Raw genomic sequence first — 14,003 nt, 5'->3', positions numbered from 1 at the left:
TCCCCCTTCCGCGCACCAGCGAAGGGGGACCTCCCATGCCGTTCAGCGTCGTACGGTTCAACCTCGTCGATCCCCGCGCGACCCCGGAGTCCCTCTCGGAGCGCTACCGGGCCGCGCTCGCCATGGCCGCGTACGCCGACGAGCACGGGGTCGACACCGTGCAGACCGAGGAGCACCACGGCGTCGGGAACAACTGGCTGCCCTCCCCCTTCGCCTTCGCGGGCGCGGTCTTCGGGGCGACGAGACGGATGGCCGTGACCGTCTCGGCGATCATCGGGCCGCTGCACGATCCGCTGCGGCTCGCCGAGGACATCGCGGTCCTGGACCTGCTGAGCGGGGGCCGGCTCGTGACGGTGGCCGGGATCGGCTACCGGCCGGAGGAGTACGAGGAGCGCGGGGTCGACTGGGGGCGGCGCGGCAAGCTCCAGGACCTGCTCCTGGAGACCCTGCTCGCGGCCTGGACCGGGGAGCCGTTCACGTATCAGGGCCGTACGGTACGGGTCACCCCGCGGCCGTTCACCCGGCCGCATCCGCTGCTCCTGGTCGGGGGGTCCTCGCGGGCGGCGGCGCGGCGGGCGGCCCGGCTCGGGCTGCCGTTCTTCCCGAGCGCGCACCTGCCGGAGCTCGACGCGTACTACAAGGAGCGGTGCGCGGAGTACGGCACGGAGGGCTGGACGATGATGCCGGCCGAGGAGACCCCGCTGCTGCACCTGTCGGAGGACCCGGACCGGACCTGGGCGGAGTACGGGGAGCACTTCCTGCACGAGGCGCGGACCTACGCCTCCTGGCAGTCGAAGGACATCACCTCGGCGGTGCGGTCGACGGCGACGACGGTGGCGGAGCTGCGGGCGGAGGGGGTGTACCGGGTCGTGACGCCGGAGGAGTGCCTGGCGCTCGGCCTGGAGAGCCTCGTCCTGCATCCGCTGTGCGGCGGGATGCCGGTCGAGGAGGGGTGGCGGAGCCTGCGGCTGTACTGCGACGACGTGCTGCCCCGGCTCGGGGCGTAGCGCCTCGGGCCGGGGCAGTCCGTGGGTGAGGAGAGGGGCAGCGGGGTTTAGCCCATCTCCTCCAACGCCTTGCCCTTCGTCTCCTTGACGTACCGCAGCACGAAGGGGATCGAGAGCACGGCGAAGACCGTGTAGATGATGTAGGTGCCGGAGAGGTTCCAGTCCGCGAGGGACGGGAAGCTGGCGGTGATGGCCCAGTTGGCGATCCACTGGGCGGAGGCGGCGACGCCGAGGGCGGCGGCGCGGATCCGGTTGGGGAACATCTCGCCGAGGAAGACCCAGACCACGACGCCCCACGAGAGGGCGAAGAAGAGCACGAAGACGTGGGCGGCGACCAGGGCCACGACGCCCTGGGTGTTGGGCAGCTTGCCGTCGACGAGGTCGGCGGAGAAGGCCCAGGCCTCGAAGGCCAGGGCGATCGCCATGCCGACGGAGCCGACGAGGGCGAGCGGCTTGCGGCCGACGCGGTCGACCAGGACCATCGCGATCACGGTGCCGATGATGTTGATGATCGACGTGGTGAACGAGTAGAAGAACGAGCTGGACGGGTCGATGCCGACGGACTGCCAGAGCGTCGCGGAGTAGTAGAAGGCGACGTTGATGCCGACGAGCTGCTGGAAGACCGAGAGTCCGATGCCGACCCAGACGATCGGCAGGAGCTTGAACCTGCTGCCGGCCACGAGCAGGTCCTTGAAGGTGGACTTGTGCTCGCTGCGCATGGCCGCGTCGATCTCGGCGACGCGGTGGTCGAGGTCGACGCCGTGACCCTCGACCTCGGCGAGGACCTCCTTGGCCCGGTCGGTCTTCCCGACGGAGATGAGGAAGCGGGGGGACTCGGGGATCGCGAAGGACAGCATGCCGTAGAGGAGCGCGGGGACGACCATCACGCCGAGCATCCACTGCCAGGCCTCGAGGCCGCCGATCTCGCCGCGCTGGTCGCCGCCGGCGAGCTGGAGGATGCCGTAGTTGACCAGCTGGGAGATGGCGATGCCGATGACGATCGCGGCCTGCTGGAAGGAGCCGAGGCGGCCGCGGTAGGCGGCGGGGGCGACCTCGGCGATGTACGCGGGGCCGATGACGGAGGCCATGCCGATGGCGAAGCCGCCGATGATCCGCCAGAGGGCGAGGTCCCAGAGGGCGAAGGGCAGCGCGGAGCCGACGGCGCTGACGGCGAAGAGCACCGCGGAGATCCGCATGCAGCGGATGCGGCCGATGCGGTCGGCGATCCGGCCCGCGGTGGCGGCGCCGATGGCGCAGCCGATCAGGGCGATGGCGATGACCTGGGCGAGGGTGCCGGAGCCGATGTCGTAGCGGTCGCGGATGGCCTCGACGGCGCCGTTGATGACGGAGCTGTCGTAACCGAAGAGGAAGCCGCCCATCGCGGCGGAGGCCGTGATGAAGATGACGTGGCCGAGGTGGTCCGGGTGAGCGGCTCGGCCTTCGGAAGGCGGCGGCGTCGGCGCCTGCGCGGTGCTGGTCACATGGACTCCTCGGTGGGGGGCGAGCCCTTCCAGTGGCGCACAACTTCACGCCGCTCACCACGTGAAGGTAAAAGCAACGTTGCAGAGACTATGCCTTCAAGTTTCGAAGTCAATAGTCGATGTCATGTGACTTTTCAGCGAGGAGATGGGGTCATACATTCAGGACTTGAAGGATCAATGATCAGCGCAACCGCTGACTGATCACCTTCGAGACACCGTCGCCCTGCATGGACACGCCGTACAGCGCGTCCGCGACCTCCATCGTCCGCTTCTGGTGCGTGATCACGATCAGCTGCGAGGACTCCTGGAGCTCCCGCATGATCCCGATCAGCCGCTGGAGGTTGGTGTCGTCGAGCGCCGCCTCGACCTCGTCCATCACGTAGAACGGGCTGGGCCTGGCCTTGAAGATCGAGACGAGCAGCGCCACGGCGGTGAGCGAGCGCTCGCCGCCGGAGAGCAGCGAGAGGCGCTTGACCTTCTTGCCCGGCGGGCGGGCCTCCACCTCGACACCGGTGGTCAGCATGTCGTCCGGGTCGGTGAGGACCAGCCGGCCCTCACCGCCCGGGAAGAGCCGCGAGAAGACGCCCTCGAACTCGCGGGCGGTGTCCCGGTAGGCCTCGGTGAAGACCTGCTCGACGCGCAGGTCGACCTCCTTCACGACCTGAAGCAGATCGGTACGGGTCTTCTTGAGGTCCTCCAGCTGCTCCGAGAGGAACTTGTGCCGCTCCTCCAGGGCGGCGAACTCCTCCAGGGCCAGCGGATTGACCTTGCCGAGCTGATGATGGGCCCGTTCGGCGGCCTTCAGGCGCTTCTCCTGCTCCGAACGGACGAACGGCCTGCCCTCCTCGTCCCCGGGGAGCGGCTCGCCGTCGGCGGCCGGCGACGGGGGCACCGGCTGGTCCGGGCCGTACTCGGCGACCAGGGCGGTCGCCTCCACGCCGAACTCCTCCAGCGCCTTCGCCTCCAGCTGCTCGATCCGCAGCCGCTTCTCGGCACCGAGCACCTCGCCCCGGTGCACGGAGTCGGTCAGCTTGTCGAGTTCGGCCTTGAGGTCCCGGCCCCGGGCCCGAGCGGCCGTCAGGCCCTGCTCCCGGTCGGTCCTCGCCGCCTCGGCCACCGCCCGCTCCCGCTCGGCGCGGACGAGGGAGACCTCGGCATGGGCCAGGAGGGTGCGGGCACCCGCGGCGACCGCGCCCGCGACGCGCTCCTCGTGGCGCAGCCGGGCCCGGCGCTGCTCGGCACGCGCGCGTGCCTCCCGTTCCGCGCGGGCGGCCCGGTCGAGCGAGTCGGCCCGTCCGGCGAGTCCCTTCACCCGCTCCTCGTGGGTACGGACCTGGAGCCGCGCCTCCATCTCGCTCTGGCGCGCGTGGGAGCCTTCGAGTGCGAGCCGGTCGCGGGTGGAGGTGTCGGGCTCGTCCTCGGCCGGCATCTCCTCGGCCACCAGGAGCCGTTCGGCCAGTTCCTCGGCTTCGGCCGTGGCCTTCTCCAGGGCCTCCTGGGCGCGGGCGGCGGCCGCCGCGGTCCGCTCGGCCTCCCCCGCCGCTCCCCTGGCCTGCCCGGCGAGCCGCCCGAGCCGCTGCGCGACGGACGACTTCTCCCGGTCGGTCTCGCGGCGCCGCGCGTCGAGCTCCTCGACGCGCGCGCCGGCGGTACGGCGCCGTTCGGCGGCCGCGTGCTCGGCGGCGGCCGACTCCTCGCACCGGACGGCCAGTTCGTCGAGCTCGGCGGCGGCCTCGTCGACCGAGGAACGGACTTCGAGGAGGCTGGGCGCGCCGGCGGAGCCGCCTCGTGCGACGTGTGCCCCGAGCAGGTCCCCTTCGGCGGTGACGGCGGTCAGCTCGGGCCGGGTCCTGACCAGTTCGCCGGCCTCGTCGAGGTCGTCGACGACCACGATCCCGGCGAGCAACCGGCGTACGGAGCCGAGGAGTTCGGCGGGTCCGCGGACCAGGTCGGCGGCGTACGGACGCCCGCCGGCCGGCGCCGGGGGCTGCGGCTCGGGGGCTCCGGCCAGGATCAGGGTGGCGCGACCGGCGTCCTGCTTGCGCAGCAGGCGCAGGGCTTCGGCGGCCGTGGAGGGACCGTCGGCGGCGAGCGCGTCGGCGGCCGCGCCGAGGGCGGCGGCGACGGGGATCTCGTATCCCGGGGTGACGGTGAGGAGTTCGGCCGCCGGGCCGAGGAGTCCGGTGAGCCCCGCGGCGAGCAGGGAGTCCGTGCCGTCCTTGCGGCGCAGTCCGAGGGCGAGGGTGTCGTGCCGGGCGCGGGTCGCGGCGCGGCGGCGTTCGACGGTGGCGGTGGCCTCACGGGCGGCGCTCAGCGCGGCCTCCGCGTCGGCGAGTTCGCGGCGGGCGGCCTCGTACCGCTCGCTCCGCTCGCCGTCCTCCGCGTCGAGGCCGTCGACCTCCGCCTTGAGCTGCTCGTACTCCTCCTGGGCGGCGGCCGCGCGCTCCGCGGCCTCGTCGCGGGCGGCGGCGAGCCGGTCGATCTCGGCCTGGGCGGAGGCGGCGCGCGAGCGGGCGGCGTCGGCCTGGCCGTGGAGCCGGGCGAGGCCCTCGCGCCGGTCGGCGATGGCGCGGGTCAGGTCCTTGAGGCGGCGCTCCTCGGCCGCGAGGGTCCGCTCCAGGTCGGCGCGGTGGACGACGGTGTCCTCCAGGGCGCTCCCGGCGGCATCCAGGGCGGCTTCGAGCTCGGCCTCCTGTTCGCGGACGCGCGCGGCCTCCCGCTCCAGGTCCTCCGGGTCGCGGCCGCGGCGCTCCTCGGCGGGCGCGGTGGTGGCGCTCTTCACGCGCGCGTCGGCCAGGGAGACGGTGCCGCGGACGCGCTCGGCGAGCTGGGAGAGGTCGTACCAGTTCTGCTGGGCGCGCTCCAGACGGGGCACGAGGGCGCGGGCCTCCGCTTCGAGCCCGGCCTCCTCCGCGAGGGCGGCGCGCAGCCGGCCCTCGGTGGCCTCCTTGCGGGAGAGCAGGGCCGCCTCGTCGGCGACTTCGGCCGTCAGCGCCTCCTGGAGGCGGACGAGGTCGTCGGCGAGGAGGCGGAGCCGGGCGTCGCGCAGGTCGGCCTGGATGACGACGGCGCGGCGGGCGACGGCGGCCTGCCGGCCCAACGGCTTGAGCTGGCGGCGGAGTTCGTCGGCGAGGTCCTGCACGCGCGCGAGGTTGGCCTGCATCGCGTCCAGCTTCCGCAGCGCCTTCTCCTTGCGCTTGCGGTGTTTGAGGACGCCGGCGGCCTCCTCGATGAAGGCGCGGCGGCCCATGGGGTCGGCGTGCAGCACGGAGTCGAGCTGCCCCTGGCCGACGATGACGTGCATCTCGCGTCCGATGCCGGAGTCGGAGAGCAGGTCCTGGAAGTCGAGCAGGCGGCAGGTGTCGCCGTTGATCTGGTACTCGCTGCTTCCGCCCCGGAACATGATCCGGGTGAGGGTGACCTCGGCGTAGTCGATGGGCAGGGCGCCGTCGGAGTTGTCGATGGTCAGCGAGACCTCGGCGCGGCCGAGCGGGGGGCGCCCGGTCGTGCCGGCGAAGATGACGTCCTCCATCTTGCCGCCGCGCAGCGACTTGGCGCCCTGCTCGCCCATGACCCAGGACAGGGCGTCCACGACATTGGACTTGCCCGATCCGTTGGGGCCCACGACGCAGGTGATTCCGGGTTCGAACCGCAGCGTGGTCGCCGAGGCGAACGATTTGAATCCACGGAGCGTCAAGGCCTTGAGGTGCACTCCGGGGACTCTACCGGGGTCCGTGCGTTTCACCCGCGATGACGTGGGGCAGATCCTCGGATGAGGAGGGGTGGTACACGGGGGAAACGACGGGTGAAAGAAAGAAGGGACGCCGAGGCGCCCCTTGCGTGTCCAGCTGTCGCGCACGTGCGTCGTTCCGCACGATCAGCTGGGTGTGGGTGTCCGGCTGCGCCGACGAGAATGCTTTCCACCTGGCCCCTGGGGGCTGGGTTGTCAGGTGAGCGCAGGCTCTGCCTGGGGTACGTCGAGGTCGATGCTGTTCAGCAGCGACTCTCCCTGGTGCTGAGCGGCGGCAGCGGCGAGCGTGTCGTTCTCGGACTGGATCCGTACCAGCTCGGATTCGAGGTCCTGGACGCGCTGCTGAAGCCGTCGCATCTCGGCGAGGAGTCGCGGGTCGGAGCCGCCGACGTAACCGAGAAGCGCCTTTGCCATGATGGATGGTCCTCCACAATGAGTGACCGACCGAAGCGGTGTGGGTCGTGAGGGATTCGCACCCGCGGTGCTCGGCAGTACTGCTTGTCGTGCCGGTTCCACTGCCAAACAGCTAAGGTGCGCGGGGCTTCCAGAGTCTCACCAAAAAGTTTGACGGTCAACACGATCACGCCCCGTTTGAAGGGCTACCGAGGAGTCCACGGCCGCTCAACGGGCGGCGGGGCCTTCGAACTCGGTGCCTCGGGGGCGTCGCGATCATCCTTACCGGGCAGCCTTGCACGCCCGACCTGACTTGACAACCATCAAACGGTTCGCTGGTCACACCCCTGTTACCGCGCGTCCGCCCGGTGCCGCTCTCGGTCACCGGGCGGGGTCGCGGAGCGTGATCGTCAGCGGATGGCGAAGCCGTCGTAGCCGCCGCGTGGGGTGTCCCAGATCTCAGTGACGCCGTCCACTCGTCCGGGTGTGTCGGCGGACCGGAGCCAGTCGAGCAGACGGTGGCAATTCTCACGCGGTCCCTCGGCCACCACCTGCACCCGGCCGTCGTCGAGGTTCAGGGCGAAGCCCACCAGGCTGCCGATCTCCAAGGCGTTTGCCCTGGTGAACCAGCGGAAGCCCACTCCCTGTACCCGGCCGCGCACCCAGGCGGTCATCCGTACGTCGTCACTCATGGCTGCACGCTAGCGGGCGGATTGCCAGATGAGCACATCGCCCCTGCTTCTCATGGCGTAAGGTCCCGACCGAACAGGCCTCACCCGTTCGGGCGCGCGCCGTTCGACTGCCGATCCCGGAACGACACCGGCAGCAAAGATCAGCAAAGGCCTGCAAAGAGCCAGCAGAGGAAGGCAGAGCAGATGGGACGCCACCGTCGCTCCGGCGCCGCACCCGCCGCAGAAGACTACGCGGCCGGTGCGGGCAGCCCGCACCGGGGTGCCCGCCGCCGGCGGCCCGTGCGCACCGGCCTGCTCGGCGCCTCCGCGGCGGTCGCGGTCGGCGCCGTCGCCGTCGCCTCGGGCCTGCTCCCCGGCGGGGACACCTTCACCGTCGGCAGCAGCGCCGCCACGAGCGAGCGCCAGGTCCAGACCCGACAGGCCCCGGAGCTGACGACGCAGGGCGGCGCCACGCAGACCCCGGCCGGCACCGCGACGGGCACGGGCAGGACCGGCGCCTCCCCCGCCCGCTCGGCGACCCCGTCCACGAAGCCGAGCCCGAAGGCCACCCCGAAGCCGAAGCCGAAGCCGACCCCCACGAAGACGGCCACGCCCACGGCGAAGCCCGTACCGACCGCGACCACGGCCGCACCCACCACCGAGGCACCCGCCCCGAAGCCGGCCCCCACCACGGCGGCGCCGACCACGCGGGCCCCCGTCACCTCCACCGCCGACCGCGGCGAAGCCGCCGAGGCCGAGGTCCTCCGCCTGGTCAACACCGAACGCGCCAAGGTCGGCTGCACCCCGGTCCGCCCGAGCACCCAGCTCGCGGCCCTCGCCGGCGCCTTCAGCGCCGACATGGCCACCCGCGGCTTCTTCGACCACACGGACCCCGACGGCGACACTCCCTGGGTCCGGGCCCAGCAGGCGGGCATCACCGGCATGGGCGGCGAGAACATCGCCCGCGGCCAGGTCGACGCGGCCGCGGTGATGGCCTCCTGGATGAACAGCGACGGCCACCGCGCCAACATCCTGAACTGCGACTTCACGACGATGGGCGTCGGCGTGGTCTTCGGCGACGGCGGCCCCTGGTGGACCCAGGACTTCGGTTACTGAGATTCCCGCGGGTCAGAGCCCTGCACATGCCTGCGGGCCGCCCGGACCGCCCCGGCCACCCCGGCCGCCCGACAGGAACTTACTTTTCGACAGCGCAAGCCGGAGGGAAGCGTCCGCGCGGTACCGTGGGGACATGACTGACGACCTCGCCTACGACGTGTTCGCGCGGGCCTGTCCTTCGCGCGGGACGCTGGAGCATGTGACGGGCCGGTGGGGCAGCCTGACGATGGGGGCCCTGTACGAGGGGACGCTCCGGTTCAACGAGTTGCGGCGGCGGGTCGACGGGGTGAGCGAGAAGATGCTGTCGCAGACCCTGCACGCGCTGGAGCGTGACGGCCTCGTCCACCGGGAGGCCCGGCCCACGAATCCGCCGCGGGTCGATTACCGGCTCACTCCGCTCGGCCGTGAGGTCGCGGAGCGGTTGATCGGGCTGATCGAACTGGTGGAGGGGCGGATGCCGCAGGTGGAGGCGGCGCGCGAGAGGTACGACGCGGAGCGCGCGGCCCCCGCCACCGCCTGAGCGGTCAGACGGTGGAGCGCGGCGGGCGCTGACAGCGGGGGCAGAAGTAGCTGGACCGGTTCATCCAGGCCCGCCGCCGCATCGGGGTGCCGCAGCGGCGGCAGGGCTCGTCCTCGCGGCCGTACGCGTCGAGCGAGCGGTCGAAGTAGCCGGATTCGCCGTTGACGTTCACGTAGAGGCTGTCGAAGCTGGTGCCGCCGGCGTCGAGCGCCGCGTTCATCACGTCCCGGACGTGGCCGAGCAGTTCGGCCGAGCGCGGGCGGGTCAGGGTGGCCGTCGGGCGGTCGTAGTGCAGCTTCGACCGCCAGAGCGCCTCGTCCGCGTAGATGTTCCCGACGCCGCTGATCAGCGACTGGTCGAGCAGCGCCCGCTTGATCGTCGTACGGCGCAGTCGCAGCGCGCTCTGGAAGGCGCCGTCGTCGAACTCCGGGTCCAGCGGGTCGCGGGCGATGTGCGCGATGACGTCCGGGAGCCCGTCGGGGGTCTGGTCGTGGAGCGAGAGGCCGCCGAAGGTGCGCTGGTCGACGAAGCGGAGCTCGGTGCCGGCGGAGTCGTCGAAGCGGACGCGGATGCGCAGGTGCTTCTCGTCCGGGGCGTCCTCCGGCTGGACGAGGAGCTGACCGCTCATGCCGAGGTGGCCCAGGACGGAGGTCCCGGTCTCCGCGAGCGGCAGCCACAGGTACTTCCCGCGCCGTCGCGCGACCTCGAAGCGCTGCCCCTTCAGCCGGGCCGCGAAGTCCTCGCCGCCCGCCGGGTGGCGTCGTACGGCCCTCGGGTGCAGCACCTCGACCTCGGCCACGGTCCGTCCGGCGACCCAGCGCTCCAGACCGCGCCGTACGACCTCGACCTCGGGCAGCTCGGGCACGGGACTCCTCCGAAGGGGCTCAGGGGTGGTCCGGCCAGCCTACCGCCCGGGGGTTCCCCGGAAACGGCTCCGCCCGCCCCTGGAGGGGGCGGGCGGGGAGACTCCGCTCGAAGGAGCGCGGGGTCGCGGTCAGGCGGTGGCCGGAGCGGCCCCGTCCTTCCCGGCCGGCTCGTCGGCGTCGGCCTTGGCCTTCGCCGCGCGCTCGTCGGCGGCCGCGCGGATCGCGCGCCACGCGGACTCCGCCGCCTGCTGTTCCGCTTCCTTCTTGCTGCGGCCGGTGCCGGTGCCGTACGAGACACCACCGACGCGGGCGGCAGCAGTAAAGGTCTTCTCGTGGTCCGGACCCTCTTCGGAGACGAGGTACTCCGGGACACCCAGACCCTCGGCCGCGGTGAGCTCCTGGAGGCTGGTCTTCCAGTCCAGGCCGGCACCGAGGTTCGAGGACTTCTCGATCAGCGGGTCGAAGAGCCGGTGCACCAGCTCGGACGCCGCGTCGAGGCCCTGGTCGAGATAGACCGCGCCGATCACCGCTTCAAGGGTGTCGGCGAGGATGGACGCCTTGTCCCGGCCGCCCGTGCCCTCTTCGCCCCGGCCGAGCCGGATGAAGGAGCCGAGTTCGAGGCCGCGGCCGACCTCCGCCAGCGCACGCGAGTTGACCACCGCGGCCCGGAGCTTGGCCAGCTGGCCCTCCGGCAGGTCGGGGTGGGTGCGGTACAGCGTGTCCGTGACCACCAGACCGAGCACGGAGTCCCCGAGGAACTCCAGACGCTCGTTGGTGGGCAGACCGCCGTTCTCGTACGCGTACGAGCGGTGGGTCAGCGCACGCACCAGAAGGGCGGACTCGAGCTGATACCCGAGCCGCCCTTCCAGAAGCGTGTGGGACGAGGCTGCGCTGATGTTCTCAGACATCGTGCCTCTCACCAGCCACTCAGACCGAGAGGACCTGGCGCTTGTTGTAGGTGCCGCAGCTCGGGCACGCGATGTGCTGCAGCTTCGGCTCCTGGCAACGCTCACACGAAACCAGGGTGGGGACCGCAGCCTTCCACTGCGACCGGCGGTGGCGCGTGTTGCTGCGCGACATCTTCCGCTTCGGAACAGCCACGGCTACTTCTCCTGCTTCTCGGCGGCGCTTCGGACGTCCCCGTCAGAGGCTTTGCCGCTCATGTTGTCCTTCTCATCGGTTCCCAGCGAACCGGCGAGTCCCTGCAGTGCCGCCCAACGGATGTCGACGGCGTCATGGTGGTGGTCCGGGTTCTCGTTCAGGTTGACTCCGCACTCGGAGCACAGACCCTCACAGTCCTCCCGGCACACCGGCTGCATCGGCAGTGCGAGCACCACCGCATCACGCAGCAAGGGTTCGAGGTCGAACATGCCGTCCTCGAGGGGGATCATGTCCTCGTCGTCCTCGGCCTCGTCGTCCGCGGCCGCCTTGGAGCGGCCCCGGTCGTCGGAGTCGGGGTACGAGAACATCTCCTGGAAGTCCACGTCGAGCTCGAGCTCGACGGGCTCCAGACACCTTACGCACTCCCCCTCGGCCGATGCACGGGCGGTGCCTGTGACAAGCACCCCTTCCATGACCGACTCAAGACGGAGATCGATGTCCACCGGAGAGCCCTGGGGCACTCCGATGACTCCTTCGACGCCGAGCGCACCGGGCGCCTCGACCGAACGCGAGAGCCGCTGGAGGGCACCAGGACGCCGCCCCAGCTCGTGTGTGTCGAACACGAGGGGATTGCGGTGGTCGAGGCGCGTGCTCAGGGCTCTTCCTGCTTTCGGATCGTTCTGCGGCGTAGAGGAGGCTGCCAGACGTGGGCAGCAAGGATCGCGGACATAGCGCGACCGAAGAGCCAGGATACTGGACGCTTCGCTCAGGGCCCAATCCGGGCCCCGTGCCCCTTACTGTCCCTGTTCGTACCTGCGCAGCTGCTCCAGGTCGATCATGCTCGTGTCGAAGAAGCTGGTCTCGTCGAGCGCGGCGGCCTGCTGCGGCTGGGCGTGCACCGGGGCCTGGGGGTCGTACTGCTGCTGCTCGTAGCCGTACTGCTGCCCCTGGTACGCGTAGGGGTCCTGCTGCTGGTACGCATAGGCGTCCTGCTGCTGGTAGCCGTAGGCGGGGTCCTGCTGGGGCTGCTGCGGGTAGCCGTACGGGTCGGGCTGCTGCGCGGGGACCTGCGGGGCCTGGGGCTGGGCCGGCTCGGGGTCGGAGAGCTCCGCGAGCCCGGCCAGGTAGTCCGCGTCGCTGGTGTGCACCGCGCCGCCGAGGCCGTCCTGCGCGGCCATGTGCTCGCCGAGCGCGTCCGTGGCGATCCGGCCGTGCAGCTTCTGCCGGCCCCGCCCGACGGCCTCCAGGGTCTTGCTGAGGACGGCCTCGAAGGCGCCCAGCTTGGCGTCCACGTACTCGTCGGCCCGCTGGATCAGGGTCTGCGGGTCGGCGCTGTACTCGGGGGCGTCCGCGTCGGCGTAGCCGTCCTGGTCGAGGCCCGGGCCGCGGCCGAGGAGCTTCTCGCGCCCGCGGTCGACGGAGCCGATGGTCTTGTTGAGGACGACCTCGAAGTTGGCGAGCTTGGAGTCGACGTAGTCGTCGGCCTCGGCCTTGACCTCCTCGGCCTCGCGGCGGGCCTCGGCGAGGATCCGGTCGGCCTCCTCCTGCGACTCGCGGGCGACCTGGGTGTCGGAGACGATCGAGCCCCGCTCGGCGTGGGCGGCCTCGATGATCCGCTCGGCCTCCTGGCGGGCCTGCTCGACCATCTGCTCGCGGCCGCCGATCAGTTCCCGGGCCTGGGCGAGGGAGTCGGGCAGGGCCTGACGTACCTCTTCGAGCAGGGAGAGCAGCTCGGCGCGGTTGACCACGCAGGATGCCGACATGGGCATGGAGCGGGCGCCCTGCACGGTCGCGACGATCTCGTCGAGCTTCTTCTGCACGTCCACCTGGTGCTCGCCACTCTCTACAGCTGGATGGAGACGGACGGGACGACTGTAAGGGCAGTCGGCGCCCGTCCGACACCAGGTGACGGAGCGTCAGCGGTGGTGGCCGCGTGTCACTTCGCGCCCGCTTCCGCGTCTACTTCTGCGCGAGCCGTTCGGTCAGCCGGGGAAGGACCGTCGGCGGGACCAGGTGCGAGACGTCGCCGCCCCAGGCCGCGACCTCCTTGACCAGGGAGGAGGAGAGGAAGCTGTAGGTCGGGTTGGTGGGGACGAACAGGGTCTCCACGCCCGAGAGGCCGATGTTCATCTGGGCCATCTGCAGCTCGTAGTCGAAGTCGCTGACCGCCCGCAGACCCTTGACGATCGCGGGGATGTCTCGCTGCTTGCAGAAGTCGACGAGCAGTCCGTGGAAGGACTCCACCTCGACGTTGCCGAAGTCGGCGGTGACCTCGCGGATCAGCTCGATCCGCTCGTCGACCGTGAAGAGGCCCTTCTTCGACTGGTTGATCATCACCGCGACGTGCACGACGTCGTACAGCTTGGAGGCTCGGGCGATGATGTCGAGGTGTCCGTTGGTGATGGGGTCGAATGACCCCGGACAGACGGCGCGGCGCAACTTGGGTCCCTCGCTCTCCGGTCCGGTCATCGTGCGTCGTCGCACGTAGAGGCGGCGCGACCGTACCAAAACGTTCCCTCGCCGTAGCGACGGGACCGCAGGGCCTCGAATCCGGCCGGCCAGCCGAACTCCCCGCCTCGGGTGCTGCGCTCCACGGTGACGAGGGCATCCTCGCTCAGCCAGCCCCCCGAGCGCAGTGTGAGGAGAATCTCGCGAAGATCGTCGTCCGTGACCGCGTACGGCGGGTCGAGGAAGACCAGGTCGTACGGGTCGGCCGGGGCCGGTCCCGTCACGATCTGCTCGGCCTTGCCGGTGCGGAGCTCGGCTCCGGGCAGGCCGATCGACCGGATGTTGTCCCGGATCGTCTTCGCGGCGCGGGGCTCGGCCTCGACGAGGAGGGCGTGGTCGGCGCCCCGGGAGAGGGCTTCGAGGCCGACGGCGCCGGAGCCCGCGTACAGGTCGGCGACCCGGGCCCCCTCCAGGCCGTGGAACGACTCCCAGGTGGAGAAGAGGCCTTCCCGTGCCCGGTCGGAGGTGGGGCGGGTGCCGTTGCCGGGGGGCACGGCCAGGCGCCGTCCGCCGGCGGTACCGGCGATCACGCGGGTCATCGGTGTCCTCGTCCTGCGTCGTCCAATGCGTACGTCCCAGGATATGGCCG

At 71.4% G+C, this 14,003-nt stretch carries 14 protein-coding genes; 3 read left to right on the top strand and 11 right to left on the bottom strand.

Going from position 1 to position 14,003, the window contains the following annotated elements; genetic code table 11:
• Positions 1 to 35: 35 nt before the first annotated feature.
• A complete protein-coding gene (locus tag ACFYUS_RS04610; protein ID WP_388845694.1) occupies positions 36 to 1,007 on the top strand; it encodes an LLM class flavin-dependent oxidoreductase in 972 nt (323 codons plus the stop codon).
• Between the two features lie 47 nt (positions 1,008 to 1,054).
• Here ACFYUS_RS04610 and ACFYUS_RS04605 read toward each other — a convergent pair whose 3' ends face one another.
• The 4 genes from ACFYUS_RS04605 to ACFYUS_RS04590 form a co-directional block, all read right to left on the bottom strand.
• On the bottom strand, positions 1,055 to 2,488 hold the full coding sequence (locus tag ACFYUS_RS04605; RefSeq protein WP_388845691.1) for a sugar porter family MFS transporter: 1,434 nt from the start codon (positions 2,486 to 2,488) through the stop codon (positions 1,055 to 1,057).
• Positions 2,489 to 2,669: 181 nt separating this feature from the next.
• Positions 2,670 to 6,200 carry a chromosome segregation protein SMC gene (smc, locus tag ACFYUS_RS04600; protein WP_388845688.1) on the bottom strand — a complete coding sequence of 1,177 codons (3,531 nt, stop codon included), beginning with the start codon at positions 6,198 to 6,200 and terminating at the stop codon, positions 2,670 to 2,672.
• A gap of 234 nt (positions 6,201 to 6,434) precedes the next feature.
• Positions 6,435 to 6,653, bottom strand: a complete 219-nt coding sequence (locus ACFYUS_RS04595) for a hypothetical protein (protein WP_030690660.1) — start codon at positions 6,651 to 6,653, stop codon at positions 6,435 to 6,437.
• A 389-nt stretch (positions 6,654 to 7,042) separates the two neighbouring features.
• Positions 7,043 to 7,324: an acylphosphatase gene (locus tag ACFYUS_RS04590; protein ID WP_388845685.1), complete on the bottom strand. Its 282-nt coding sequence runs from the start codon at positions 7,322 to 7,324 to the stop codon at positions 7,043 to 7,045.
• Positions 7,325 to 7,507: 183 nt separating this feature from the next.
• Here ACFYUS_RS04590 and ACFYUS_RS04585 point away from each other — a divergent pair, with 183 nt between their 5' ends.
• Both ACFYUS_RS04585 and ACFYUS_RS04580 read left to right on the top strand, forming a co-directional pair.
• The gene (locus ACFYUS_RS04585) at positions 7,508 to 8,419 is read left to right on the top strand and encodes a CAP domain-containing protein (RefSeq protein WP_388845683.1); all 912 of its coding nucleotides are present in this window, start codon (positions 7,508 to 7,510) and stop codon (positions 8,417 to 8,419) included.
• A gap of 133 nt (positions 8,420 to 8,552) precedes the next feature.
• The gene (locus ACFYUS_RS04580) at positions 8,553 to 8,939 is read left to right on the top strand and encodes a winged helix-turn-helix transcriptional regulator (protein ID WP_388845680.1); all 387 of its coding nucleotides are present in this window, start codon (positions 8,553 to 8,555) and stop codon (positions 8,937 to 8,939) included.
• Positions 8,940 to 8,943: 4 nt separating this feature from the next.
• On the opposite strand, the gene mutM is transcribed toward ACFYUS_RS04580, so the two are convergent.
• The 7 genes from mutM to rsmD all read right to left on the bottom strand — a co-directional run bounded on the left by mutM (position 8,944) and on the right by rsmD (position 13,953).
• Positions 8,944 to 9,804, bottom strand: a complete 861-nt coding sequence (gene mutM, locus ACFYUS_RS04575) for a bifunctional DNA-formamidopyrimidine glycosylase/DNA-(apurinic or apyrimidinic site) lyase (protein WP_388845677.1) — start codon at positions 9,802 to 9,804, stop codon at positions 8,944 to 8,946.
• Between the two features lie 129 nt (positions 9,805 to 9,933).
• On the bottom strand, positions 9,934 to 10,713 hold the full coding sequence (gene rnc, locus ACFYUS_RS04570) for a ribonuclease III (protein WP_388845674.1): 780 nt from the start codon (positions 10,711 to 10,713) through the stop codon (positions 9,934 to 9,936).
• A gap of 19 nt (positions 10,714 to 10,732) precedes the next feature.
• Positions 10,733 to 10,906: a 50S ribosomal protein L32 gene (rpmF, locus tag ACFYUS_RS04565; protein ID WP_015036448.1), complete on the bottom strand. Its 174-nt coding sequence runs from the start codon at positions 10,904 to 10,906 to the stop codon at positions 10,733 to 10,735.
• A gap of 2 nt (positions 10,907 to 10,908) precedes the next feature.
• On the bottom strand, positions 10,909 to 11,562 hold the full coding sequence (locus ACFYUS_RS04560) for a YceD family protein (protein WP_388845990.1): 654 nt from the start codon (positions 11,560 to 11,562) through the stop codon (positions 10,909 to 10,911).
• Positions 11,563 to 11,700: 138 nt separating this feature from the next.
• The gene (locus tag ACFYUS_RS04555) at positions 11,701 to 12,732 is read right to left on the bottom strand and encodes an ATP synthase F0 subunit B (RefSeq protein WP_388845671.1); all 1,032 of its coding nucleotides are present in this window, start codon (positions 12,730 to 12,732) and stop codon (positions 11,701 to 11,703) included.
• 133 nt (positions 12,733 to 12,865) lie between these two features.
• On the bottom strand, positions 12,866 to 13,345 hold the full coding sequence (coaD, locus tag ACFYUS_RS04550; RefSeq protein WP_382661778.1) for a pantetheine-phosphate adenylyltransferase: 480 nt from the start codon (positions 13,343 to 13,345) through the stop codon (positions 12,866 to 12,868).
• Between the two features lie 26 nt (positions 13,346 to 13,371).
• Positions 13,372 to 13,953 carry a 16S rRNA (guanine(966)-N(2))-methyltransferase RsmD gene (gene rsmD / locus ACFYUS_RS04545; RefSeq protein ID WP_388845668.1) on the bottom strand — a complete coding sequence of 194 codons (582 nt, stop codon included), beginning with the start codon at positions 13,951 to 13,953 and terminating at the stop codon, positions 13,372 to 13,374.
• Positions 13,954 to 14,003 lie beyond the last annotated feature (50 nt).

The sequence above is a fragment of the Streptomyces sp. NPDC004284 genome (genome assembly GCF_042874035.1).
Classification (GTDB): Bacteria; Actinomycetota; Actinomycetes; order Streptomycetales; family Streptomycetaceae; genus Streptomyces.
The sequence above is the reverse complement of the archived record's forward strand: the minus strand, read 5'-3'. Positions and strand labels throughout refer to the sequence as shown.